Genomic DNA, 24,451 nt, shown 5'->3' with positions numbered 1-24,451 from the left:
AAGCGGTGGTACGACGCCGGCTAATAGTGGTATGTTGCAGAACGGCGACGGCATGACGCTTAGCAACAGCGGTAAAACGCAGAGCAACAGCGGCACGGCGCAGGGCAACGGTGGCCCGGGGGCAGCTGAAAATGACATGGCGCTGCCCGGCAAAGATTCTGAGGCGAGCCATAACGACCTAATACAAGGCGATGGTACGTCACAGTCGGCTAGCACGAAGGTTGAGGCCGGCAGCGAGCCGATACGGCCCACAAACGCAAACGGCTCGAACGCGGGCGGCCTCGCCGCGGCGAACAGCTTTGCTGTCGAGCCCTGCAAGCTGGAGGTGAAGCCGTCCGGCAGCGCCACTGCCGATGCTGTCTCCGTGTTCAAGCGGACCGTCCAGCCGCAGGGAGAGCCGCTAACCGGCATTAAGGCCATCTCGGTCAGGCGTCTTGTCGATGAGGCGGGCTACGGGTACCGGTTCGGCACATCGTATGCCCTTGCGTCAGACGGTACGCTGTTTACGTGGGGGCTGCAGGACTTTGCCTCTATAACCGAGACAATGGATTTTCCCGCGCGAGTGGAAGGCATGCCGGCTATAACGGCTACGGACGGCAGATTCGCTCTCGACGCTACCGGGCAAGTGTGGTTGGTAGCAGGCGATAAAACACCCCGCAAGCTGAGCGGCCTCGACCGGGTCAAACGTATACGGCAAAGTAACGACAACAGGCTCGCCGTTTTGAAGGAAGACGGTACGGCGTGGACGTGGGAGCTCGTGTACAAATATGAGATAGGAAAAGGCGATCGATGGGAGGAGGTGCTGACGCAGGCCGACGTTACGAACGTTGCCGATATTTTCGCCGGTATGCGGGCGCCTTACTTCTTAAAGTCAGACGGCACGCTGGCAGCGGCGTCTGTCGACGGCAACGCGGCCGAACCGGCCGAGAGCGCCGTTATCGAATTGCCGGAAGGAGCGAAAATCGTCCGCGCCGAAGGTGCGACCGACTTCTCTTCACTGTTCTTGCTTGCGGACAGCGGCGACTGGTTTCACTACAACGAATACACAAAAGAGCTGCAGCGGCTAGCCGGGTTACAGGGGGCGATGAAGGTGACCGGCGGTTCCGATTACAATTTGGCTTTGCTGCGGGACGGTACGGTGCGAGGCTGGGGCAGCAACCGGGATATGCTCGCCCCGGGCAGAATGGACCAAGAAGATTTCCCTTCGCTGACTAGCGATATCCGCTCATCGGAGCGTAGCGTGCCCATCGGCGGCCTGACCGATATCGTCGACATTCAGGCCGGCAGCGACCATGCGCTGGCGCTTCGCCGCGACGGCACCGTGCTGAGCTGGGGCAGCAACAGCTACGGCCAGCTCGGACGCAGCAAGCATTGGGCCGGGAAGCTGACGGAGGTCGGTACGCTGGAAGACGGCGCCACCTTGATCAAGCTCGGCTTCGAAGGATTGACGTTCCTGAAGGACGGCGACGTATACCGGATGGACGGCGACGGACGCCTGATGCCTTGGGTGATAGGCCAGCAGGTGATCAAAGCGCCCCTACGTCCCGAAGGACTTTTCCTGACGAAAGCGGGACAGCTGATTGTGACGCAATATCAGGGAACCGACTGCCAAATTTTTACGGCGCAGTCGCCGATTCGCGACATTAATGAAGATGGCTATCGGACGTTGCTCGCGCGGTTGGACAACGGCCGAATGATCAGAGTTACACTGAACGGATTTGAGCTAAAACCGCTGGAGTTGCGGCTCCCCTCCCAATCGAAGCCGGCACGCCTTTACAGCTACCCGATACCGGTTGCGTTGACGGAGGACGGGGCGCTGTATGCCGCGGTTTCTATGTCCGACACAGAAACGGAGCTGAAGCGCGTCCCTGGCTTGCCGAAATTAAAGTCATGGGGCGCGCAAGCACCGGCCTACTTCGACTTGAACAGCGCTATCGGCTACGCACTTGGGGAAGACGGGGCCGTGTACGAAGTGACCGCAAAACTGCCGGAAGGCACGCAGTACGATATGGCTGCGCCGCTGAGCTTTCAGACGAAGCAGGTGCAGACCGGCATCGCGGCGCTTTACGGCGGGCTCACGATCAGCGGCAGCGGGCGGCTGCACGAAGAGCGCTACCGCGACAGATTCGACGATACGTCCGCCGACGTGCGGCAAATTCGCTACATGCTATCCTCTTACAATTTCGGCATCGAAGGGCCAGGCAGCTTATGGCACGCCGCCGTGACGAACGACGGCCGGGTGCTGTGGCTGGGCGACATGCCGTTTCAGCGGCTGTCCGCGCCGCCGGCGCCCGTGACGACGATCCCTTGAAGCCAATCGCAGCCCACCGTGACAGGTGCGGCTGCGATTTTTTTCGCCATGACGAATATACAAATCGTGCGCCGCATATACCTACGTCGAACCTCGCGTGAATATCATCTACAAAAAAAAGTTGACATGTGCTTGTTAGCCTCTTGACAGATTTATGCTGCGGCTGTAGGATAGGTGCGAAGCCGATTAATCCTACCAGTCAGGTAGGAATAAGGAGAAGGGGAGAATACATGAACAACAACTTGATTCATGCCATTCAGACGAACTGGTTCAGCTTGCTTGTCTCCATCGTTCTGATCGGTATTTTGTTCGTTCTCGCGAAGCGGAAAGTGAATTTCGGCCTTCGCGTTCTGATTGCCCTGGCGTTCGGTTTGATCGCCGGCGTATTTTTCAACAGCTTTAAATTCGACGCGACCAGCGTGAGCACGATCGGCACCATCTACGTCAACCTGGTCAAAATGCTCGTAATCCCGCTCGTCTTCGCCGTCGTGATCCAGAGCATCACCTCGATCTCGAGCCTTGGCCAACTGCGCAAAATCGGCGTCAAAACGATCGCGCTGTTCCTGATCACGACCGGGATCGCCGCGCTGATCGGCCTTATTGTAGCGCTGGCGTTCGACCCGGGCTCCGGCATCCAGCAAGCGGTGCCGAAAGATTTCAAAGCGCGGGCCGTTCCGACGTTCTCGCAAGTCATTCTCGACCTGCTGCCGTCCAACACGATCAATGAAATGGCGCAAGGCAAAGTGCTTCCCGTCATTATTTTCGCTATTTTCCTGGCCGTTGCGATCGTGCACATTAGCGCCAAGAAGCCGGAAACAGTACAGCCGTTCAAAACGTTCATCGATTCGTTCGTGCAAGTGATGTTCCAGGTAACGAAATACGTGATCCGCCTCACACCGTACGGCGTATATGGGCTCGTAGGAGCGATGGCTTCTAAATACGGCGCCGATACGCTGCTTCCGCTGATCAAAATCGTCGCCGCAACCTACGTTGCGCTTCTGCTTCACTTCATCATTACGTTCAGCAGCTTTGTCGGCTTCGGCGCGAAGGTGAATCCGATCAAGTTTTTCCGCAAGGCATACCCGACGATTGCCGTCGCTTTCACGACTCGCAGCAGCTACGCTACGCTGCCGATCAACCTTGAGGTGATTACGAAGCGTCTGCGCGTGTCGCCGAAAATCGCTTCGTTCGTAGCGCCGCTCGGTGCGACGATGAACATGAACGGCTGCGGCGGCGTATGGCCGGCTGTGGTGGCGATTTTCGTAGCGCGCGTGTATAACATTCCGCTCGGCATTTCGGAATACATCCTTATCGTGCTCGTGAGCATGATCGCTTCGATCGGCGTCGCCGGCGTTCCCGGTCCCGCGTCCATCTCCACGACGGTCGTGCTGACCGCGCTCGGACTGCCGATCGAAGGCCTCGGCCTCGTGCTTGCCATCGACGCTATCGTGGATATGGGCCGCACGGCGGTCAACGCGACGGGTACGACAGTATGCTCGCTGCTCGTGGCTAACTCGGAAGGCGAATTCGACCGCGCCGCGTTCGATCGCGACGAAGAGGATGCGCTGGAACTCAACCACGCCTAAACGGTTCGGGTCCGCTATATTAGCAAGCTGACTTTTATCTCCGCAGAGTGGCCTTCGGCCGCTGCGGAGATTTTTATTTTGCGGGCACGCGGGTGTTGCGGCAGGCGGGGGAAGGCGGCGTTCTGCCGGGGTTAATGTGGGCCGGGATGATGCTAGCCGGTAACTGCATGACTTAAGAGGCCCGTCAGGAGCCGCGCAATTTGCCCGTGGACCCTCGGCAACGTAAAAAGCGAGCTTGCCTTCCTGCGGGAACGGTGCAAGCTCGCTATTTGCAATTAATAGTTTGTTTTAGGCAACGGCCCTGGCTTGTTCCGGGCTTTCTCGGTTTCGGTTTTTTGTTAGATTGGCCTCGGTTGCTTCGAAGGGAGGTGATAGCGCCCAGTTTCTTTAATTAGCGAATGTGCGGACCCAGCCCGACACAAAACCGCCATCGATAAACATACTGCGAAACTGCCTCAAACGTCAGCCTGCAATGAAGAGATGCATAACCGCCCTATCCCCGACAAAGTCACCACAATATCGCTTAATCGGCCACAAGGCTAAAGCCTTTTCCGCCGACCCGCCTGCCACCCGTCAGCTTCGGCTTTTCAATGCGACGTCTTTCGCTTGCCGCTCTTCCATCTTCCCTGGGCGGGTTTTGCTCGCTATAAACACCCCGCCAAGTATGAAAGCCAGCCCCGTAAGCAAGCTCCAATGGATTTGTTCGTTCAACAACGTATATCCCCATATCATGGCGCTTACCGGCACAAGATAAGTAACCATAGTCGCGAATTCGGGACTTCCTTTTTGAATCATATAATAAAAAAGAATGTAGCGATGCCGGAGCCGAATATGCCAAGCCCGGTCAGCGCGGCGATGTTCGTAGGCGAAGCAAGGCGCGCGAGCGAGGACGGTTCCGCCGACAATGCGACTATACCGCTCCCGATCGCGGAGCAGAGCAAGGTGACGAACGTGAATTGATACATCGAGAGCCCTTTTAGCCGTTTGGACAACTGAGAGCCGACCGCATAACAGAGCGTCGCCGCCATCATGCCGGCAAAGCCTATCGGATCGACCGATATGATGGAAACCGGATTTACACCGAGCAGTACAATAATGCCGATGAAGGCAACCGCCATCCCCAGCCATTGCAGCCGGTTCGTTGCCGCCTTAAAGAACGCCACTCCCACAACCGTTGTCCACAGCGGTGTTGTAGCGTTGAGGACGGATGCCACGCTGCTTGTTACTCTCGTCTCGCTAAAACCGATGAAGGCCCACGGAATGGCTGTGTTGAACAAGGCCATTACGGCTACGGGCAGCCAAGGCATTTTTCGGAGCTCAAAAGGCTTCCTGAGCACCAGCATAATGACGGTGATAGCGGCGAGTCCGAAAAAGGACCGCAAAAAAGCGATCATCCAAGGACCGAAGTCGGGAAGCAAAATTTTGATAAAGAGGAACGATCCGCCCCAGATGAGGCTGAGCAAAACTAACACGACATATAGCGAACGAGGCACAGCAATCCCTTCCTCCCATCATACCGATCCCGAACTCCGGGACGCCCATTCCGAAAAACCTTGTTCCAACATCATAACAAGGAGCCGTGCGGAATGGAAGTCCGGCTCTCTTTTATACAATTGTATCGCAGAGACATTTCGGTTATGATCGAAGTGTGAATGTTTAACAAGTGTGCTCGGCATATTTTCCGGGAGGCTGGACGAGATGAATTCAAGCCCGAACATTGCGGAGATCGCCTCGCTCATCGGCGAACCTTCCCGCATCGCAATGCTTGTTAGTCTGCTTGGGGGAAAAGCATTGCCCGCCGGCGAATTGGCCGGCGCAGCCAGGATTTCGCCGCAGACGGCCAGCTCGCACCTTGCGAAGCTGGTGGAAGGCGGCCTCATTATCCAGGAGTCTTACGGCCGGCACAAATATTTCCGATTGGCCGGCAGCGAGGTCGCACACGCCTTGGAGGCGCTGCAAGCAATTGCTCCCGCGAAGCCCGTTCGGTCGCTGCGGGAATCGGATCGGCTCAAAGCTTTGCAATATGCGCGTACTTGTTACGACCATTTGGCAGGCCAAGTCGGGGTCGCGCTGACAGACAAACTTCTCGAATTGAAGCTGCTGGAGAAATCCGGGGAGGAGTTTGTTTTGAACGCATCGGGAAAAATGAAACTGCAGGCGATCGGGGTGGGCGTCGAAGAGAACGCCAAGAGCCGCCGTCATTTTGCCCGGCCATGTTTGGATTGGAGCGAACGCCGGCACCATTTGGCGGGAAGCTTGGGGGCCGCGCTGACGAGACGGCTGTTTGAACTGGGATGGATCGAAAAATTGCCGGGTAACAGGGCAGTGCGCGTAACCGACACCGGATGGGAAGGATTGTCCGAGCAGTTCGGCATGACCCGGCTTCCCCGGTAGTTGGAGCAGCCCGACGCGGCGCACGCTGCATGCTAACTTGTCGTGCTGCATCAGCGGCCGCTTCAATCGTCTGTTCGCCAAACTGGGCCAGCCGCAGACGGGAACACGGGATCAGACCGGCCGGGGCGGACGCCCCAGCCCGGTTTTGCCGCGGGACGTTGCATTTTGCCGAAAATTTCGGTACACTGTTGCCAATCGAATCGGATAGCGGCGATGAAGGATCAATAGTACTTGCAAGCTTGCCGATCAGCGACCCGGGGACGGTGGAAGCCCGGGCGGCGGAACCGAGGAAACGGCAGTCCCGAGCGGCAAAACGAGCATGCAAAGGGAGTGCAAAACACGCCCGTACGGCGGCGTTTTGCATCAACTAGGGTGGAACCGCGGGAGCGCACAGCTCTCGTCCCTAGACAGGACCGTCCTGTCTGGGGGCGGGGGCTTTTGTATTTTACAGAACGAATATCAGATGAAGGAGAGTTCAAATCATGAGTGTCACAATGGAGCAAGTGGTAGCGCTGGCGAAGCATCGCGGGTTCATTTTCCCGGGCTCGGAAATTTACGGAGGCTTGGCCAACACGTGGGACTACGGCCCGCTCGGCGTCGAGCTGAAAAACAACGTCAAACGCGCCTGGTGGCGCAAATTCATCCAGGAGTCGCCTTACAACGTCGGCCTCGACGCTGCGATTTTGATGAACCCGCAGGCATGGGTCGCGTCCGGCCACGTCGGCAACTTCAACGACCCGATGATCGACTGCAAGCAGTGCAAGGCGCGCCACCGCGCCGACAAAATCATCGAAAACGCCCTCGATGCCAAAGGCATCGAGATGGTCGTCGACGGCTTGTCGTTCGACCAGATGATGGATCTCATCCGCGAGCATCACATCGTGTGCCCGGACTGCGGCGCGTTCGACTGGACCGATATCCGCCAGTTCAACCTCATGTTCAAAACGTTCCAGGGCGTGACGGAGTCGAGCGCCAACACCGTATACCTCCGGCCGGAGACGGCGCAGGGCATCTTCGTCAACTTCAAAAACGTGCAGCGCACGATGCGCAAAAAGCTGCCGTTCGGCATCGGCCAAATCGGCAAAAGCTTCCGCAACGAAATTACCCCGGGCAACTTTACGTTCCGGACGCGCGAGTTCGAGCAGATGGAGCTGGAGTTTTTCTGCAAGCCGGGCGAGGATCTGAAATGGTTCGAGTACTGGCGCGGCTTCTGCAAGGAGTGGCTGCTAGCGCTCGGCATCAAGGAACAGTCGATCCGCTTGCGCGACCATTCCGAGGATGAGCTGTCGCATTACTCCAACGCGACGACGGACATCGAGTACCGGTTCCCGTTCGGCTGGGGCGAGCTATGGGGCATCGCCGACCGGACGGACTACGACCTGAAGCAGCATATGGAGCATTCCGGCGAAGATTTCAACTATGTCGATCAGGAGAACGGCAACGAAAAATATATCCCGTACTGCATCGAGCCGTCGCTCGGCGCCGACCGCGTGACGCTGGCGTTCCTCGTCGACGCTTACGAGGAGCAGCAGCTGGAGGGCGACGACAGCCGCACGGTGCTGCACCTGCACCCGGCGCTGGCGCCGATCAAGGCAGCTGTGTTCCCTCTGTCGAAGAAGCTGGCGGATGGCGCGCAGGCGATTTTCAGCGATCTGGCGAAGCATTTCATGGTCGATTACGACGATGCCGGTTCAATCGGCAAGAGGTACCGCCGCCACGACGAAATCGGTACGCCGTTCTGTATCACGTACGACTTCGAGTCCGAGCAGGACGGGCAAGTGACGGTGCGCGACCGCGATACGATGGAGCAGACGCGAATGCCGATCGCCGAGCTGCGGTCGTTCATCGAGAGCAAGCTGCAGTTTTAAGTCGGGGTGAGAGGCAGGGAGCGATCCCTGCCTTTTTGGCCGCCTGGAGCCGATGCTCTTTTTGGGCGCAGGCCGGCTGCGGGGGGGTAAGGCGATGACGGCGGCCTCGGAGCGGCTGCTGGCGATGAAGAAGGGAGATTAAAGGCAGGAAGGGGCTGGGAGTCGTGATCCGCGTCGGAGTGACGGGCTGGGCCGAGCATGAAGCGCTCTATGCGGGCGGAGTGGCGCAGAAGGACAGATTGCGCGTCTATGGGCGCCATTTTCCGATTGTCGAAGTCGACAGCGCGTATTACGCCATCTTGCGTCCGGAGACGTATGCCCGGTGGGCGGCTGAGGTGCCGGCCGATTTCGGCTTTATTGTGAAGGCGTACTCGCGGCTGACGGGCCACGACCGGAGCAGCGAAACGGTCGCCGAGCGGGCAGAGCTGTTTCGGTCGTACCTGGCTTCGGTTGAGCCTCTGCGCCGGGCTGGCAAGCTGGTGGCGCTGCTGTTCCAATATCCGCCTTGGTTCGATTGCACGCGCGAGAACGTAAACGTGCTGCGGGCGACCAAGGAGCTGCTCGGCGATATGCCCGCGGCGCTGGAGTTCCGCCACCGCAGCTGGTTTACGCCGGACATGGCGGACAAGACGCTGGCTTTTATGGAACGCGAAGGCTGGATTCACGCCGTATGCGACGAGCCGCAGGCCGGGGAAGGCTCGATCCCGATCGTGCCGCAGGCGACGCATCCGGAGCTGACGATCGTTCGCTTCCACGGCCGCAACGCGGCAGGCTGGGTCGACAAAGGTCCGAACCGGCGCCAGGTGCGCTGTCTGTACCGCTATTCGGAGGCCGAGCTGAGCGAATGGGCGGAGCGGCTCGCAGAGCTGCAGCGGCAGTCGCGGCACGTCTGCTTGCTGTTCAACAACAATTCCGGCGGCGACGCGGTGCCGAACGCCAGACAGATGATGGCGCTGCTCGGCCTCTCTTATGCGGGCGAGGCGCCGGGACAGCTTGAACTGTTCGAGCTGTAGCCGGCGGCCGGGAGCGAGACCAGTTCCGCCTCTGAAGCGACGCGGTTTAGGTTAGGCTAGACAGGAGGTGATCGGTTATGCGGACAAGCGGGCGAGAAAGGAAAGCTGCGTATGCGCTGCCGGGCCGCGGCATACGCGTGCGCGCATTAACGGTTTTGCTGCTGACTGTCGTGCTGGCGGCGGCTCTGTTGTGCTGGCCAGGCCGCGAGGCGGCGGCCCACTCGGTGCTGACCGAGGCAGTGCCGGCCCCGAACAGCACGGTAGCCGCCGCCCCGGAACGCATTCGGCTCACGTTCAACGAGCGGCTCGAGAAAGAGCTGTATTCGATTACGGTCATTGATGAAAAAGGGGCCAAGGTGATCACACCACCCGCCGTCATGAGCCAGGACCAGCGGCAGATCAGCGTCGAGCTGCCGAAGCTGGCGGACGGCTTGTACACGGTCAGCTACCATATCATTTCCGCCGATGGACATCCCGTTGCCGAATCGTATGTGCTGACGATCGGCAAGCCAACCGGAACGACGGAAGCCGTAGAGCTCGGCCATAAACACCTCGAAACCGTCTACAGCTTCAGAATGCTGCACTATTTCTTCTTCCTCATGCTGCTCGGATGGCTGTGGTGGAAGCCGTACGTGCCGCTGCAAAGCGACGAGGACGCCGCGATGCGCTATGGCAGATGGCTCCGTTACTGGCGCCACCTGAACGCGCTGTTTGTGCTGGAGACGATCGCGCTGCAGACGATTGATGCCGTCGGGGACATAACGTGGAGCAATATTAGCGACCTTTGGTTCCGCACTTCCGCCGGCTGGTCGTGGCTTGCTCTCGCGGCGGTGTCGTTGGCCGCTTACATCATCACCGGCCGCAACAGGGCAATGGAGGCGGCCTGGATTGCGGCCGCGCTGGTCGCCAAGGCGCTGGCCGGCCACCCGCTCGCCGCATCGCCGGTATGGAGCGCGGTTGTGCCGGATGTGCTGCATCTGGCCGCAGGCACGCTTTGGGCTGGAGGCCTCGGCATCGTGGCCGTGCTGTACCGGCGCCACCCGGAAGCAGTGCGGGCGTTCCTCCCGCGCTTCTCGCGGGCGGCGCTCTACAGCGTCGCCGTGTTGGCGGTCACCGGTTCGCTGCTTGTGTTCCGTTACGTTCCGAAGCTGACAGACCTCGTGTTTACGGGTTGGGGCCTCTGGCTGCTTGCGAAGCTGGGACTCGTGGCGCTCGTCGTCGCTACAGGAGCGAAGCTGCGGCGAATGATGCGGCGCCGTGAAGACGACCGGCGCCTGCACGCTTGGCTGCAAGCGGATATTGCGCTCATGCTCGCTATCGTCGGCGTTGTCGGCATCTTCACCTATTTGTCGCCGACACCGCAAAATGCGCCGCTGAACTGGAAGACGCAGGAGCCCGGGGTGGCGCGCACCGTATCGATAACGCCGAACGTACCGGGCGCCGCGCCGAATCAGTTCGCCGTCTATATTACGCAAGATAACGCGAAGCCGGCTGTGAAGCTCGTGCAGATGAAGCTGAAGCCGCTCAGCCACCCCGAAGTCGCGCCGATCGAAGTGCCGCTGGAGCGGGTGGAGACCGATGCGCGGAAAGTGCGGCCCGGGGCGAGCCTGACCGCTTTCCTGACGGAAGGGCCGTACTTGCCGTTCCCCGGCAAATGGCGGGTGGAGCTTACGGTTCGCGACGCGAACGACGACGAGCGGGTATGGACGCAGGATATGCGCATTTTTTGAATGCTGCCCTGACGGTTCGCATTTAAAGCGTTTCAGTTCGGGAATGCACCTGCCCTGGCATATATGGCCCGCTGTGCATAAAACGGCCGATTATTCCTCACAATGTAACGGAAACCCGAACCGCATACCGGGAGGAGGAACGAAGCCTATGGCCGAATTGAAGGAGTCCAGCCTGCAGTCGCAAAATCCGGTGTCGCAGGCGCAGCAGTCCGTGGAGAAGCTGCGCCACGCCGTCAATCAGGCGCAGACGCATCCTACGGAGCAGATGATCGAGCAGGCCGAGAACGCTCTGGGGAAAGCGGAGCGATCCGTGGAGCAAGCAAAAGGGCATACGCACAACAACGGTCTGGAGCTGGCGCAGCAAACGCTGGCGGAGGAGAAGGAAGATTTGCAAAGCTTGCAATAAGCACGCAAAGCACGCAGCAATCGCAATCGAAAACCCGCACCAAGGGCGCGCGCGAACGCCCGGAGGCGGGTTTTGCATTTTTGGATTGGCGGGCGCTTATGATAAAATGGTATCCGCATAATGCTGGCTATGGATGAAGCGAAGATGACACATCAACCGCTTAAAGTCGGCCTGACGCTGAACAACGGCATAAAGATGCCGAGCTCGGACTAAGCGTCTGGAAAAACGCAGGAAGGCGACGAATGCAGCTATAGCGTGTATAAGACGACACCCCGACTGCGGCGCGAGCGACAACTGCCGCCGGCGGGGTGATGAGTTTTCCGCGACGGAACAACCATAAGAATTATAGTAGCATGAGTCTGTTGGGCGACCTGACCTCCATAGTCAGGCCGCCCATTTTTTAAGTGGGCTCGGCATCATTATCGACAGGTAGTAACAATTGAATACAAATTATTAATACTTAGTATCATATGTTATTGACAACGCTCTCATTCAGACTGTACTATTGTCTTAATCGTATACGAAACCGCTATCAAACGTTATCCCAAATTCCAATTGCAGAGGTGTGCCTGATGATGACAAAGCATGGAAAGGCCAAACGCTTTACCGCAATGACGTTGATTTCGGGTTTGATCGTTCTCGCACTGGGAGCTTGCAGCGGCAAAGACGCCACACCGGCAGGAACTGCGGCTCCGAGCCAAGCGGGGCAATCGGCGCAATCGGCATCTACGACTATTAGCGTCGCCGCGATCAACAACTTCCCCCCGTTCGACTTTAAAAAGGATGGTAAGTTAACCGGCTTCGACATCGAGCTCATGGAACTGATCGCGAAGGAAGAGAACCTGAAAGTGGAATGGAAAGAAATGAAGTTTGACGGCATCATCCCGGCACTGCAGGCCAAGCAGGTCGATGCCGCCATCTCGTTCATCGGCGCCCGTGAGGACCGCAAGAAAGTCGTCGATTTCACGGAAACGTATTTTTCTGCAGGCTATGCCCTTGTCGTGAAGAAGGACGGTCCCATTCAGAAGATGGAGGACCTTAAGGGCAAGACGGTCAGCGCCACGCAAGGAACGGAAGGAGTCGGCGTGACGGAGAAGCTGGCTCAGCAATACGGCGCCAAACAGCGCCTGCTGCAGTCGAGCGATACGTTGTACCTGGACGTCGAAAGCGGCAACGCCGACGCGCTCGTCATCGACTTCCCGGCTGTGGCGTACAAGCTGAAGCAGGAGGGCGACAAAGCGAAGCTCCGCATCGTTGGTGACAAACTGACGAATGAAGATGCCGCGATCGCAGTCGTGAAAGGGAAGACAGACCTGCTGAACAAACTTAACGACGGCTTGAAAAAAGTTCGGGAGAACGGCGCCTATCAAAAATTATATGACAGCTATTTCGGCACAAAATAAACAGGCTTAAAAAACGGGCACAATTGGCTAGTTTTTCTTTCCAGCAAAGGGGAGACATCGGTATGGAGTTTTGGGGAGTAATGTCGGATGCGTTGCCGACGCTCCTGAAAGGCTTGTCTTACACAGTGCTAATTGCGCTCGCGTCACTCGTGTTGGCTACGATTATCGGCTTGTTCGCGGGTTTGATGCGGATCTCGGGCAATGTCATCCTGCGCAGCGTTGCCGCCGCCTATATCAACCTGATTCGTGGAACGCCGCTGCTGATCCAGATTCTGTTTATTTACTTCGGATTGCCGACCGTGTTCCATGTTAACTTCTCCCCACTTGCGGCGGGTATTTTTGCGGTAAGCATCAATATCGGCGCCTATCTGGCCGAAGTGTTCCGGGCGGGGATCGAGTCGATCGACCGCGGCCAGATGGAGGCGGGCCGTTCGCTCGGTTTTTCGTACGCCGTCGCCATGCGGCTCATCATACTGCCGCAGGCCGTACGACGCATGACTCCGGCCTTCATTAACCAGTTCATTATCGGCATCAAGGATACTTCGATGCTGTCGGTCATTGGGGTCGCGGAACTGACGATGGAGGGGCAGTCCATCTATGCGATGAATTTTAAGTCATTTGAAATCCTGACCTTGGTAGGCCTGATGTATTTCATCATCAATTACGCCTTGACTGTTGCGTCCCGCTGGGTGGAGAAGAAGGTGGCGGTTTCATGATTACGGTCAAAAGGCTAAGCAAATCATTCGGCGATCATGAAGTGCTGAAGAACATTTCTATTCAGGTCGAACGGCAGGAGGTCGTCTGCATCATCGGGCCGTCCGGTTCGGGAAAAAGCACGCTGCTCCGTTGTCTTAATCTTATGGAGACACCTACCTCGGGGGACGTTTGGGTCGAAGGCGAGAACCTGCTCGATCCCCGAACGGACATCAATAAGTTCCGTCGCAAAATGGGCATGGTGTTCCAGCAGTTCAACTTGTTCCCGCATATGACGGCACTGGAGAACATCACGCTCGCGCCGACGAAGCTGAACCGCAAATCGAAGACGGAGTCGGGGATTCTGGCTCGCGAATTGCTGAAGAAGGTCGGGCTGACTGACAAAGCCGATGCGTATCCGCGCAGCTTGTCAGGAGGTCAGCAGCAGCGGGTAGCCATCGCCCGCGCGCTGGCGATGGAGCCGCACGTCATGCTGTTCGACGAGCCGACCTCCGCACTCGATCCGGAGATGGTCGGAGAAGTGCTGCAGGTCATGCGGCAGCTGGCGAAGGAAGGCATGACGATGATCATCGTTACCCATGAAATGGGGTTCGCGAGAGAGGTGGCGGACCGGGTTATTTTCATGGATAATGGAATGGTCGTCGAAGAAGGGAAACCGGGCGAGATGTTCGTCAGCCCGCAGAACGAGAGAACGAAGCTCTTTTTATCCAAAGTGCTGTAGCTCGTCTCCATCTCATGCTTTTGTTCCCGTCCGCGGTTGTCTGCGCCATAGGGTTCCCGGCGTAAGGAACACTGACGCTCGGACGGCCCCGGCTTTCTTCGTGCGATTGGATATTTTTGGAGGGCGAGCAGGAGTTCCGTCCTTCAAAATCGAAGTGATTGAACATTCAGAAGTGAATGAACATTGATCGTACGAAAGCGAGCGAGGCACCGTCATGACGAAGAGACAGCCTGCATATAAAAATATTTACGATTCGATTCGGGATAAGATTGTAAACGACGCCTACAAGGCAGGCGACATGCTTCCTTCCGAAGCGGAAATGGAAAAAATGTTCCAGGTCAGCCGCACGCCTGTACGCGAAGCGCTCAAGCAGTTGGAGAGCGACGGCTATATTTATCGCGTTCAAGGAAAAGGCTCATTCGTGGCTAACCGTCAGCCGGAAGAGAAGCGGCTATGGACGCTGATGACCGGCTTTCGGAACCACTACTCCAAGGATTGGCAAAAAATTTGGTCCAAGACGATCTCCAAGCAAAAGCGGGCGGAGCCGCATTATGCCGCCTTGCTCAAAGAAGAGCAGGACACGGAGCTCATTTGTCTGACGCGGATTCGCTATATGGACGGCGAGCCCGTCGTTTATTTGGAATATTACGTGCGCCCGATCGTGCCGTTTGAAGTATTCGAGGAAAACACGACGTTTCTCTCGATCGAGCAACTGCTCAACGAAGTGAACGGCACGACGTTTACGGACGTAGAAGAAGAGATTGAAGCGGTCGCGGCGGAGCCGTATATCGCGGGCGTGCTTCACATTCCGATCGGCGCGCCGCTGCTGAAAATTACGCGGATGTCGTATGCGGAAGGCATGGAGCCGATTCATGTGAACGTTTACTATGTAAAGACGGAGACGACCAAGTATTTCGTCAACTACAAAAACGCGGTATCCCAGACGTAGGGACGCATTCCAATTCGCGCTCCCGGTCGTCAGTATTGCCGATGGGGAGAGTGTACAATGAAAGCGAAAGCATATAGAGGCATTATGACGGCGCTGGTGACGCCGATTCGCGAAGACGGTTCGGTGAACGAAGAGCAGTTGCGCCGCTTGATCCGGTTTCAGATTGACAACGCCGTAAGCAGCATTCTGATGCTCGGCGGCACCGGCGAGTACCCGGCCCTGACGCCGGAGGCGCGCAAGCAGGCGATAACGATCGCGGTCAGTGAAGCAGGCGGGCGCGTGCCGATCGTGGCAGGCATCATTGCGCCGGGCATCGGCGACACGATCGAGATGGCGCTGTTCGCCAAAGAAGCTGGCGTCGCGTCGATCATGCCGGTAGCGCCTTATTACGTAAATCCGACGCAACAAGGGTTTCTGGATTACTTCCGCCGATTGGACGAGGCGGTCGACATGCCGATCTTCCTGTACAACATTCCGTATAAAACCGGCGTGAACATGAAGCCGGAGACGGTCGAGGCACTTTTGGCGGCAATTCCGAACATCATCGGCATTAAGGAATGCTCGCCGGATCTCGGGCAGTTTATCGATCTTCTGCGGCGCGTGGGCGATAAGATCGCCGTGCTGAGCGGCGAGGAGTTCCTTGCGGTATCGGAATTTATATTGGGCGCGCAGGGCGCCGTCATGGCAAGCGCCAACCTCGTGCCTGACGTATGGGTGCGCATGTGGGAGCTGACGCAGCAGGGCCAGTACCGGCAGGCGGTCGATATGAGCATCGCCTACTACCCGCTATTTAAAGCGATCTTCAAGGAAGGCAACCCCGGGCCGTTGAAGGCGGCGATGAACCGGATCGGCTTGGCAACGGGCTCGGTGTCGACACCGCTCGTCGATCCATCGGCCGCTACGATCGCAGAGCTGGACGCCGCAATGGCGGCGCTCAGCGTGCGCTAGGGTGCCAGAACGGCGAGGAAGCGATAAAAGATTGAGCAGTTGAAAGCAGCCGCTCAATCTTTTTTTTCAGCCGAAGTCGTGCAAAAAGTTGCGGCGCAAAGGATCCTTTGCGCCGCAACTTTTTCGTAGTCTTGTTTGAATTTAAAGTCAGTCCAAGGAGCGGACGTAGCGTTCGATCCGGTCGAGGCCAGTCTTCAAGTCGTCCATGGAGCAGGCATAGGAGATTCGGACGAACCCTTCTCCGTAAGGAGAAAAAGCGACACCCGGCACGACCGCGACATGTTCCTGCTGAAGCAGATCTACGGAGAAATCGAACGAGCTGGCGTTGAATTTCTTCACGGACGGGAAGATGTAGAAAGCACCGTTCGGCATGTGTGCATCGAAACCCATAGCCGTAAGTCTGCCGTAGGCGTAGTCCCGTTTTTTTCTGTAAACATCCTTCATGGAGAGCGCGTCGTCCATGCCGGTCGTCAGCGCTTCGATCGCTGCGTGTTGCGAGATCGACGAGGCGCAGGTGGCGCTGTACTGGTGTACCTTAATCATTTGTTTCGTGAGGTAAGCCGGCGCGAACGTCAACCCGATTCGCCAGCCTGTCATCGAGTGGGATTTGGAAAGCCCGTTGATCACGATCGTCTTCTCCCGCATGGAGGGAACGGCCGCGATGGAGTGGTGCCGGCCTTCGTACGTCAGCTCGCTGTAAATTTCGTCGGACAAGAGGAAGATCTCTTTGTCCTGCAGCGACTCGGCTAATCTCTCCAAGCTCTCCGCATCGAACGTAATCCCAGTTGGGTTCGGCGACGGGATGACAATGCACCGGGTCTTGGTGGTGATGGCGTTTTTCAGCCGGTCGGGGTTGATCCGAAACTGATCCTCCGTAGTATCGAAGTAGACGGGGATTGCGCCGCACAGCTTGATGAGGGGCTCGTAGCCAGGATACACCGGCGAGGGCAGGATGACCTCGTCGCCTTCCGACAAGATCGTTCGAAAGGCGATGTCGATGCCTTGACTGGCGCCGGTCGTGACGATGATCTCATGGTCGGGGATATAGTTCAACCCGTATTTGTGGGAAACGAATCGGGCGGCTGCCTGCCGAAGCTCAGGCAGGCCGGCGTTCGTCGTGTATTCGGTGCGGTTCCGGTCGATTGCCAGCTTGCCGCTTGCTTTCACGTGCTCCGGCGTCGCAAAGTCCGGCTGGCCGATCGCAAACGTAATGACGTCATCGTACTTGGCGGCCATTTCGGAAAATTTGCGGATGTTGGAAACCTGGATATCCAAGACTTGCTTATTGATTAAATGTTCCATAGGGTGATCGTCTCCTCATTCATGGTGTGCAGCGTTAGCCGATTGCCAAGCGATATACTCCGATACCAGGCGGATCGCGACGCCGATCGCTTCTTCCTGCGGATCGAGCCGGGCATGATGCAAGCCGTGCGGGGAATCGACACCAAGCCAGAACATAAAGCCCGGCACCTCCTGCAGGAAATAGGCGTAATCTTCCCCGGTCATCGCAGGCCGGCATTCGGCCAGCCGCACGCCGTCTACGTGCCGCGCCCAGTCCATGAACTGGCGCGTCAGCACCTCGTCGTTGATCAGGGCTGGACAGACCGCACCGACATAATCGACCTCGGCTTTGCACGCGAAGCCGGTTTCGATGCCGCGGACGAGGGTATTCACACGCTCCTGCACGCATCTCATCGTCTCGCTGTCGAACGCGCGAATAGTGCCCTCCAGCCGGGCTTGATCGGCGATGATGTTCTGCCGGGTTCCGCTCTCGATTCGGCCGATCGTCAGCACGGCAGCGTCAAGCGGATCGACATTGCGGGACACGATCGTATGCAATTGGGCCGCAAGGTGCGAGGCGGCAATCACCATGTCGTTGGCCGCATGCGGGAAAGCGGCGTGCCCTCCCGTGCCGGCCAATTGAATGGCCAGCTCGGCTACGCCGGCAAACAGCGCGCCGGGCTTGACCGCAATCGTGCCGACAGGATGCTCCGGCGCAATATGAAGCGCAACGAGCAAATCTGGTTTCCACTCGGCGAACTCGCTGCTTTTCGCCATCAGCCTGGCCCCGCTCGGCCCTTCTTCCGACGGCTGGAACAAGAAGACGACGTCGTCGTCCACCGGCCATTCCAGAAGGCGGGCCAATACGCCGAGGGCGATCGCCATATGCATATCGTGGCCGCAGGCGTGCATGTAGCCGGGGTGCAGCGAGCGAAAGGGCAAGGACGTTTCTTCCTCGATCGGCAGGCCGTCCATGTCGGCCCGGTAACCGATGCGCTTCTTGGGATTGGTACCGTCGATGTGTACCAGAATTCCGGTGTGCCACGTTCTGATTTGCATGCCGGTCTGCGGGAGCATCGCCAAATAATCGAGCAGCAACCGCTGCGTTTTGAATTCCTTAAATCCAGCCTCGGGAATCCGATGGAGTCGTCTCCGCATCTCGATAAATGGTTGCGCAGCTGCCTGCACGTACGTCCCCTCCCAAAACGAAGTAACCGCTTGCAGCAATTTATTATGTCTGCATTTTAATGCTTGTCCTATAAGTTGTCAATAACATATAATACTGAGTATAACAAATTCATAGATATATTCTGCCGAAACGGACACCGGCATGTGATCGGCCTCGTCAGCAAAGCGACACAAGCGCATGCGGAAGAGGCGATGCAGGCGGCCGTCCGCTGCTTCACCATGTGGAAGAAAGTCCCTGCAACGGATCGAGCGATTGTTTATTCCGAGCGGCCGCGACTATTTGCTTCTCTTCACGCAAGCGAAGGCGACGTCGATCGTCAATCGGAAATAAGTTGTAGAGCTAAGGCCGTTCCACCGCCCCGACAAACAGCAGCGAATGGACTTGGTCGTCCGTTATCGCCACCCAGAACGGGCGGTCCACCGTCATCCGGAATTTGCCGCTAGGCGGCGCCGAGCCGGCCGCGCCCATGACCAGCGTCGCGGCTGCCGCTTCCGTTCCCTTCTCCGTCACGTCCAGGTACGTTTTGTGCAGCACCTTGCTGATGTGGAGCGGGTCCCGGCTCGTGTCCGCCATCGCGCTGAAGTCGGCCTTTTTCGGATCGAAGGCGATCCCCATGCCCATCGCTGCGAGCGTATCGCCGAGCGTCAGCGCCGTATCCGCGCGGAAGCGGGGCAGCGCCAGCTCGCCGGAGAAGCTCTGGAACGGTTTCGTCCAAAAGGAAGGGTCGGCGAACAGCCGCTCCGCCAGCTTCTTTCTGTCGGCGTCCGGCTTAGGCAGCACGATGAGCATCGACAGCTGAAACTCTCCGTATGGCAAGCGCACCGCCTGATACTCGTCTTCCTCGTCGTAAGCGAACCGCCCTGTCTGGTGCATCATCGGCACGCGCTTCACTTTTCCGTCGCCAAGCGTGAAATCCGCGTCGCTCGTCGCATTCGTGTTGAACGGCGTTTGCCATGCGGCATTCATATAAAGCGCGTTCAGCAGCATTAGCTTCGTTAATGAAGGAACCGGCTCGTCGAGGATCGTCGGGATGCGGCCGTTTGTCTTTTTGCTCACCCATCCGTTCAACTCTTTCCTTGTGCTTGGTGCCGTCAAATCGGCTTCCTTCAGCATCGCCCCGTACGACTGCTGCATCGTGTCCAAATAGTCTTTGCGGAACGGCCAGCCTTTCTGCAGCCAGAGCGAGTTCGCCGTCATCAGCTGCACGCCGGGGCTCGATTTTTGCAGCAGCTCCGTCAGCGCCCGTTCGGACCGGTTGACGTCATCCGCGGTCAGCCCGCCTTCCAGCCGCAGCGTTTTGCTCATCGCAGCGCGCGTCTCCCCGGCGGCTCCGTTCCATGTCATAGCCAGAGCCTGCATAAGGCTTGTCGGGGACACGATGACGTTAGCGCCGGGACGCTCCTCTGTAAGCCGGCGCGCCAGCTCCAGTCCGAACGCATTCGTGGCCTGCGCGACCCGCGCGTCGACTTGCTGCGCGAGCGCTGCCCGGTCCCGCGTCGTCAGCTCCGGCGCCGGCGGCTGCGCCTGCGAGCAGGCTGCCAGCATCCCGCATGCGCCAAGCATGGCGGAGAGTAGCGCCTTCGCCTTTATCCCTTTCTTCATTTCGCTGCCCCCTTCGGCTTTGTATGCCCTACCTGACGGCTTGCCGCGGCTGAAGGTTGCACGGGGGTTCGATAATCGCTGTCACCTGATCCGGTACGCCCCAGTTACACGAAGGTAACTGACTATACATTTTTTCAGTTCTTACAAAGATACTGCGGCCTAGTTATAATATTGATCTGAAGGGAATACGGTCGAGGGAGGGAAATGAGGAAGATTATGGTTGCCGGGGTCCTTTGTCGGAAGCGGATTTGGAAGCGCATTCGCAAAGTCTGTTGCCGCATAGGGAGGATCCTGCCCGGGCGCCATGGAGAACATTGAAACCTGCAAGTTCCATTTGCCGTCACAGATCCGCGTAACGGATTTATCGAAAGAGCGGCGAACCGGCATCACCAAACTAATCAACGAAAAGAGGCGATATCTATGCAAAAAGCTGTTTTGGGCAGAACCGGACTGGAAGTGACACGACTGGGCTTCGGCGCAATGGAAATCAGAGGTCCCCGGATTTGGAACGGACGGCCAGTCACCGATGGAGAGGCCGAACGAATTTTGAACGCCGTTCTGGATGCGGGCATCAACTTTATCGATACCGCCTATGATTACGGTTTAAGCGAGGAGTATATCGGCAAATTCATCAGCCACCGCCGCAGCGAGTACATCCTGGCCACCAAATGCGGATGTACGGTTGTGAACGCAGGGGACCATGACGAAACGCCTCACGTATGGACGAGAGACAATCTGCTTCACAATATTGAAACGAGCTTGCGGAGAATGAAGACGGACTATATTGATTTGTTGCAGCTTCATAATCCGACGGTCGAACAAACGGAGGAAGGCCATCTGGTCGACGTGCTGAAGGAAATTCAAGCATCGGGCAAAGTGCGCTGGATCGGCATTTCCTCTACGCTTCCTCATATCGCCGCTTATATCGATAGCGGAGTATTCGACTCCTTCCAGATTCCTTATTCCGCCTTGGAACGGGCTCATGAAAACATCATCACGAAGGCCGCCGAAGCGGGTGCTGGAACGATCATTCGAGGCGGAGTAGGGCGCGGAGAGCCGGGCGTAGGCCTCGGAAACGCCGATCGGTGGGCAGCCTGGACGAAAGCCAATCTCGATGAGCTGCTGGAGGAAGGCGAGAGCCGCACCGCTTTCCTGCTTCGTTTCACACTGTCCCATCCCGGCATGACGACGACGATCGTAGGAACGAAGAACCCCGAACACCTGGAGGAAAATTTGCGGGTCGCGCAAAAAGGAAAACTCCCCCAAGAAGTTTATGAAGAGGCGAAGCGGCGCCTGCAAGAAGCAGGAGAAGGCCCGAATTGATAACCGTGAAAATACTATTCCGGAAAAGGTGATTGTGTGGAATATCGCGTACTGGGACGTTCGGGACTCAAGGTAAGCGAGGTCAGCCTGGGCTGCTGGGCGATCGGCGGGCCGTCGTGGCGGGACGGGAATCCCGTCGGATGGTCGGGCAATGACGATAACGAATCTCTTGCCGGCTTACGCAAAGCGCATGAGCTTGGCATCAACCATTTGGATACGGCCGATGTTTATGGCGACGGGCACTCGGAACGGGTGATCGGGACATTTTTGCGGGAAATTCCCCGCGACTCCGTCATTATCGCTTCCAAAGTGGGCTGGTTCAGAGGTACCGCTCCCAATGCGATGCAGCCTGTCCATATTCGCCACCAGCTCGAGCAGACGCTGACGAATTTGGGCACGGACTACGTGGACATTTATTATTTTCATAATGCGAATTTCGGCCCGAACGACCAGTATCTGAAGGGTGCGGCCGAAACGATGCGCGAGCTGCAAAAAGAAGGCAAAGTTCGCGTCATCGGCCAATCGGCATACAGCTATGCGGATTTCATGCGGGTATGCCCGGTCACTCGTCCGGATGTGCTGCAGTTCCACTATAACGCGTTCGGCAATGAGTTCGATCGGCCGGCAACGAACCTGTTCCGGTGGGCGGAAGAGCAAAATGTGGGCATGGTACTTTTCGGCCCGCTGGCGCAAGGGTTATTGCTGGATAAGTTTGATCCGGATCATCCTCCCCAGTTCGGCGAAGGAGATATACGGTCGTCCAATCAAGCTTATACGAGAGAGCGTTTGCTGGATATCCGGCGCAAGCTGCAGCCGATCAAAGAACGTTTCGGCAGCGATGTACAAGATTTGGTTCGCGTCGCCATTCAATATGCGTTGGCGCAATCGGCGAATGCTTGCGTGATTCCCGGGTTTAAAAATGCCCGGCAGGTGGAATCCAATGCCCAAGCCGCAGGCAAACCGCTAAATGCTGAAGAAGTCGAGACGATTCGCCAAGCATTGCAAGGGTAATGAACGGTTAATGGAAGGCTGCCGCCACGATGTGGTCGGCGGCCTTTTTCATTGCAACCCCCTCTTCCACCAACCCCCAATCCGGCAGTGCTGTTACATGCACTTCTTTCAGCTATAATAAAGTTATGCAACAAAGCGCCAGCGGCATTGGAAAAAAGAAAACGCTTTACCGGCAAGGGGGAATTCGATGTACAGCCTCTCGGATAAATTTCTGCACAACATGTCGATCCGGAATCAGATCATTTGTTCCATTCTTATCTTTTTGATCGTGCCTTTTATTCTCATGTTTTATTATATCGACAAGCCGCTGGAGAAAGCGATTGAAGCGAAAATAGCGAAATCGGCGCAACAGGCGTTATATTTGGAAAACATGAACATTGAAAATATCGTGGAGGATATGTATAAATCCGCGGCGCAAATTTCGGTCGATCCTGCGCTATTGCAAATGTTGAAAAACCCGGAGCAATTCAGCGAGTACGATCAGCTGCAATTAAAACAGAGTATCGTCACCAGACTGTCCAGTTCCAATTATACGGCTCTTGTAACGGTGATGGATTTAAATCATCATTTGTTCAGCACGCGTTATACGGAGCAGGAGAAATACGGGGAATTGACGCGCACGGCCTGGTACAAAGAGCTGATGGAAGATCCGAACAAGTCGATCTGGTTGTTTAACAGCAGCAACTATACGTTTGCCGATCAGCGTCCCGTCATATCGCTCGCAAAAAATGTGTTCGATCCGCAAACTCATCAAAAAATCGGCGTGCTTCTGTTTAGCGCGGCCGAAGAAGATTTCAGCAAATATTTATCCGGAATGGGCGGGGACGTCTATTTGATCGATCAGCAGGGCACCGTTATTTCCAGTCCGGACAAGACGAAATTAGGCACCGATTTATCCAAGGAATCGTTCATCCCTAAAGCCGATGCCGCCCTAAGCGGGGATTTTATCGTTAATAAGGGCAAGGGCAAATGGATCGTAAATCACTACACCATCAATCAAACGGGCTGGAGGCTCATTCAGGTAACTCCCTATGACACGGTCTTTAAAGAGATTTTCGATATCCGCCGAACGAATATTGTGATTGCCGGCCTTATTTTCATCTTGTTCATAATCATCACCTTTCCGATCTCGTACAGCATTTCAAGGCCGCTTAAACTGCTCGGCAAAAAAATGCAGGAAGCCGAAAACAACCATTTCAACAGCGTGTTGTCGGTGACCGGCCCGAAAGAAATTTCCGTTTTGATGGTCAAGTATAATAACATGCTCGGACAAATCAAGGACTTGCTGCAGAGGCTGAAAGAACAGTACCGATTGAAGGAAGAAATGAGATTCAAGGCGATGCAGGCAGTCATTAACCCTCACTTTATTTTGAATACGCTTAACAATATCAAATGGATGGCTTATATTCGGAACGACCGGTCGGTCGGCCAGATGCTGTCGCGGATGTCCAATCTGATGGAAGCGAGTATCGGCAGGGGAGGCAGCTTGGTCACGCTGCAGGAGGAAATAGCGTATATCGAGGACTATATTACGCTCATGAAGATCAAGTATAATGAAAAATTATCGATTCATTACGATATTCCCGAGCAGCTGTTGAATGCGGAAGTCATCAAATTCATGCTGCAGCCGGTCATTGAGAACTGCATTTACCACGGCATCGAGCCGTTAAAGGGCCAGGGCGAAATTTTCGTTCGGGCCGAGAGGAGAGCATGGAAGTGCTGAAAATCGCTGTTCGGGATAACGGGGTCGGGATGGAGAAAGAAAGGCTGCAGGAAGTCGAAGCATGGCTCGCCGACGATTCGGGGAGCGGACAATCGCAACGAATAGGCATTAAAAATGTCCATGACCGGATCCGATTGCAGTACGGCGATTATTACGGATTAACCCTTCGCAGCGGGCCGAACCGGGGAACGACAGTCGAGATCAGCTTGCCCATCAAACAGCTGGAAGGAGGAGAGGGCTACGGCATTAAAAATATTGCTCGTGGATGACGAAATCATT

The 24,451-nt window shown here is 56.8% G+C and carries 19 protein-coding genes and 1 pseudogene; 16 read left to right on the top strand and 4 right to left on the bottom strand.

The features are described 5' to 3' along the window. Positions 1-2,311: RCC1 domain-containing protein (locus tag SD70_RS22205; protein ID WP_231571401.1), on the top strand; the 2,311-nt coding region annotated here is incomplete at its 5' end. 230 nt (positions 2,312-2,541) lie between these two features. Beyond that, positions 2,542-3,897, top strand: a complete 1,356-nt coding sequence (locus SD70_RS22200; protein ID WP_041049792.1) for a dicarboxylate/amino acid:cation symporter — start codon at positions 2,542-2,544, stop codon at positions 3,895-3,897. A 573-nt stretch (positions 3,898-4,470) separates the two neighbouring features. Here SD70_RS22200 and SD70_RS22195 read toward each other — a convergent pair. After that, positions 4,471-5,390 (bottom strand): annotated as a pseudogene (locus SD70_RS22195) (DMT family transporter). Positions 5,391-5,595: 205 nt separating this feature from the next. Between SD70_RS22195 and SD70_RS22190 the strand changes: the two are divergent. From SD70_RS22190 to dapA, 10 genes are all read left to right on the top strand, one after another. Further along, a complete protein-coding gene (locus SD70_RS22190; RefSeq protein WP_041049790.1) occupies positions 5,596-6,291 on the top strand; it encodes an ArsR/SmtB family transcription factor in 696 nt (231 codons plus the stop codon). Positions 6,292-6,773: 482 nt separating this feature from the next. After that, a complete protein-coding gene (locus tag SD70_RS22185; protein WP_041049788.1) occupies positions 6,774-8,159 on the top strand; it encodes a glycine--tRNA ligase in 1,386 nt (461 codons plus the stop codon). Between the two features lie 164 nt (positions 8,160-8,323). Further along, complete coding sequence (locus SD70_RS22180; RefSeq protein ID WP_041049786.1) at positions 8,324-9,172, top strand: DUF72 domain-containing protein; 849 nt, start codon at positions 8,324-8,326, stop codon at positions 9,170-9,172. Between the two features lie 77 nt (positions 9,173-9,249). Further along, positions 9,250-10,902, top strand: coding sequence for a copper resistance CopC/CopD family protein (locus SD70_RS22175; RefSeq protein WP_041049784.1), 1,653 nt, complete (start codon positions 9,250-9,252; stop codon positions 10,900-10,902). A gap of 148 nt (positions 10,903-11,050) precedes the next feature. After that, positions 11,051-11,308, top strand: a complete 258-nt coding sequence (locus SD70_RS22170) for a hypothetical protein (protein WP_041049782.1) — start codon at positions 11,051-11,053, stop codon at positions 11,306-11,308. A 572-nt stretch (positions 11,309-11,880) separates the two neighbouring features. After that, entirely contained in the window at positions 11,881-12,711 is an 831-nt protein-coding gene (locus SD70_RS22165; RefSeq protein WP_052487751.1) for a basic amino acid ABC transporter substrate-binding protein, read from the top strand. Positions 12,712-12,773: 62 nt separating this feature from the next. Further along, positions 12,774-13,427 carry an amino acid ABC transporter permease gene (locus tag SD70_RS22160; protein WP_041049781.1) on the top strand — a complete coding sequence of 218 codons (654 nt, stop codon included), beginning with the start codon at positions 12,774-12,776 and terminating at the stop codon, positions 13,425-13,427. Further along, positions 13,424-14,146: an amino acid ABC transporter ATP-binding protein gene (locus SD70_RS22155; RefSeq protein WP_041049779.1), complete on the top strand. Its 723-nt coding sequence runs from the start codon at positions 13,424-13,426 to the stop codon at positions 14,144-14,146. Before SD70_RS22160 ends, SD70_RS22155 begins: the two co-directional genes overlap by 4 nt. Positions 14,147-14,360: 214 nt before the next feature. After that, entirely contained in the window at positions 14,361-15,095 is a 735-nt protein-coding gene (locus SD70_RS22150; protein ID WP_041049778.1) for a GntR family transcriptional regulator, read from the top strand. Positions 15,096-15,152: 57 nt separating this feature from the next. Next, a complete protein-coding gene (gene dapA / locus SD70_RS22145; RefSeq protein ID WP_041049777.1) occupies positions 15,153-16,043 on the top strand; it encodes a 4-hydroxy-tetrahydrodipicolinate synthase in 891 nt (296 codons plus the stop codon). A gap of 147 nt (positions 16,044-16,190) precedes the next feature. On the opposite strand, the gene SD70_RS22140 is transcribed toward dapA, so the two are convergent. The 3 genes from SD70_RS22140 to SD70_RS22130 all read right to left on the bottom strand — a co-directional run bounded on the left by SD70_RS22140 (position 16,191) and on the right by SD70_RS22130 (position 20,115). Beyond that, positions 16,191-17,345, bottom strand: a complete 1,155-nt coding sequence (locus tag SD70_RS22140; protein ID WP_041049776.1) for an aminotransferase A — start codon at positions 17,343-17,345, stop codon at positions 16,191-16,193. A gap of 15 nt (positions 17,346-17,360) precedes the next feature. Beyond that, complete coding sequence (locus SD70_RS22135) at positions 17,361-18,482, bottom strand: N-acetyldiaminopimelate deacetylase (protein ID WP_041049809.1); 1,122 nt, start codon at positions 18,480-18,482, stop codon at positions 17,361-17,363. 370 nt (positions 18,483-18,852) lie between these two features. Next, positions 18,853-20,115: a serpin family protein gene (locus tag SD70_RS22130; protein ID WP_041049775.1), complete on the bottom strand. Its 1,263-nt coding sequence runs from the start codon at positions 20,113-20,115 to the stop codon at positions 18,853-18,855. A gap of 420 nt (positions 20,116-20,535) precedes the next feature. Here SD70_RS22130 and SD70_RS22125 point away from each other — a divergent pair, with 420 nt between their 5' ends. From SD70_RS22125 to SD70_RS22110, 4 genes are all read left to right on the top strand, one after another. Continuing rightward, entirely contained in the window at positions 20,536-21,438 is a 903-nt protein-coding gene (locus SD70_RS22125; RefSeq protein WP_041049773.1) for an aldo/keto reductase, read from the top strand. Positions 21,439-21,474: 36 nt separating this feature from the next. After that, a complete protein-coding gene (locus tag SD70_RS22120) occupies positions 21,475-22,449 on the top strand; it encodes an aldo/keto reductase (protein WP_052487750.1) in 975 nt (324 codons plus the stop codon). Positions 22,450-22,636: 187 nt separating this feature from the next. Beyond that, positions 22,637-24,172, top strand: a complete 1,536-nt coding sequence (locus SD70_RS22115; protein ID WP_041049771.1) for a sensor histidine kinase — start codon at positions 22,637-22,639, stop codon at positions 24,170-24,172. Further along, the gene (locus tag SD70_RS22110; RefSeq protein WP_197081114.1) at positions 24,166-24,441 is read left to right on the top strand and encodes a sensor histidine kinase; all 276 of its coding nucleotides are present in this window, start codon (positions 24,166-24,168) and stop codon (positions 24,439-24,441) included. Before SD70_RS22115 ends, SD70_RS22110 begins: the two co-directional genes overlap by 7 nt. Positions 24,442-24,451 lie beyond the last annotated feature (10 nt).

Source organism: Gordoniibacillus kamchatkensis (assembly GCF_000829455.1).
GTDB lineage: Bacteria > Bacillota > Bacilli > Paenibacillales > NBRC-103111 > Gordoniibacillus > Gordoniibacillus kamchatkensis.
The sequence above is the reverse complement of the archived record's forward strand: the minus strand, read 5'-3'. Positions and strand labels throughout refer to the sequence as shown.

Excerpts from the sequence above, each read along its gene's own strand:
- SD70_RS22150 (WP_041049778.1), top strand. The coding sequence starts at position 14,361 with ATGACGAAGAGACAGCCTGCATATAAAAATATTTACGATTCGATTCGG.
- SD70_RS22185 (WP_041049788.1), top strand. The coding sequence starts at position 6,774 with ATGAGTGTCACAATGGAGCAAGTGGTAGCGCTGGCGAAGCATCGCGGG.
- SD70_RS22155 (WP_041049779.1), top strand. The coding sequence starts at position 13,424 with ATGATTACGGTCAAAAGGCTAAGCAAATCATTCGGCGATCATGAAGTG.
- SD70_RS22140 (WP_041049776.1), bottom strand. The coding sequence starts at position 17,345 with ATGGAACATTTAATCAATAAGCAAGTCTTGGATATCCAGGTTTCCAAC.
- SD70_RS22115 (WP_041049771.1), top strand. The coding sequence starts at position 22,637 with ATGTACAGCCTCTCGGATAAATTTCTGCACAACATGTCGATCCGGAAT.
- SD70_RS22130 (WP_041049775.1), bottom strand. The coding sequence starts at position 20,115 with ATGAAGAAAGGGATAAAGGCGAAGGCGCTACTCTCCGCCATGCTTGGC.
- SD70_RS22200 (WP_041049792.1), top strand. The coding sequence starts at position 2,542 with ATGAACAACAACTTGATTCATGCCATTCAGACGAACTGGTTCAGCTTG.
- SD70_RS22190 (WP_041049790.1), top strand. The coding sequence starts at position 5,596 with ATGAATTCAAGCCCGAACATTGCGGAGATCGCCTCGCTCATCGGCGAA.
- dapA (WP_041049777.1), top strand. The coding sequence starts at position 15,153 with ATGAAAGCGAAAGCATATAGAGGCATTATGACGGCGCTGGTGACGCCG.
- SD70_RS22160 (WP_041049781.1), top strand. The coding sequence starts at position 12,774 with ATGGAGTTTTGGGGAGTAATGTCGGATGCGTTGCCGACGCTCCTGAAA.
- SD70_RS22165 (WP_052487751.1), top strand. The coding sequence starts at position 11,881 with ATGATGACAAAGCATGGAAAGGCCAAACGCTTTACCGCAATGACGTTG.
- SD70_RS22125 (WP_041049773.1), top strand. The coding sequence starts at position 20,536 with ATGCAAAAAGCTGTTTTGGGCAGAACCGGACTGGAAGTGACACGACTG.
- SD70_RS22175 (WP_041049784.1), top strand. The coding sequence starts at position 9,250 with ATGCGGACAAGCGGGCGAGAAAGGAAAGCTGCGTATGCGCTGCCGGGC.
- SD70_RS22135 (WP_041049809.1), bottom strand. The coding sequence starts at position 18,482 with ATGCGGAGACGACTCCATCGGATTCCCGAGGCTGGATTTAAGGAATTC.
- SD70_RS22170 (WP_041049782.1), top strand. The coding sequence starts at position 11,051 with ATGGCCGAATTGAAGGAGTCCAGCCTGCAGTCGCAAAATCCGGTGTCG.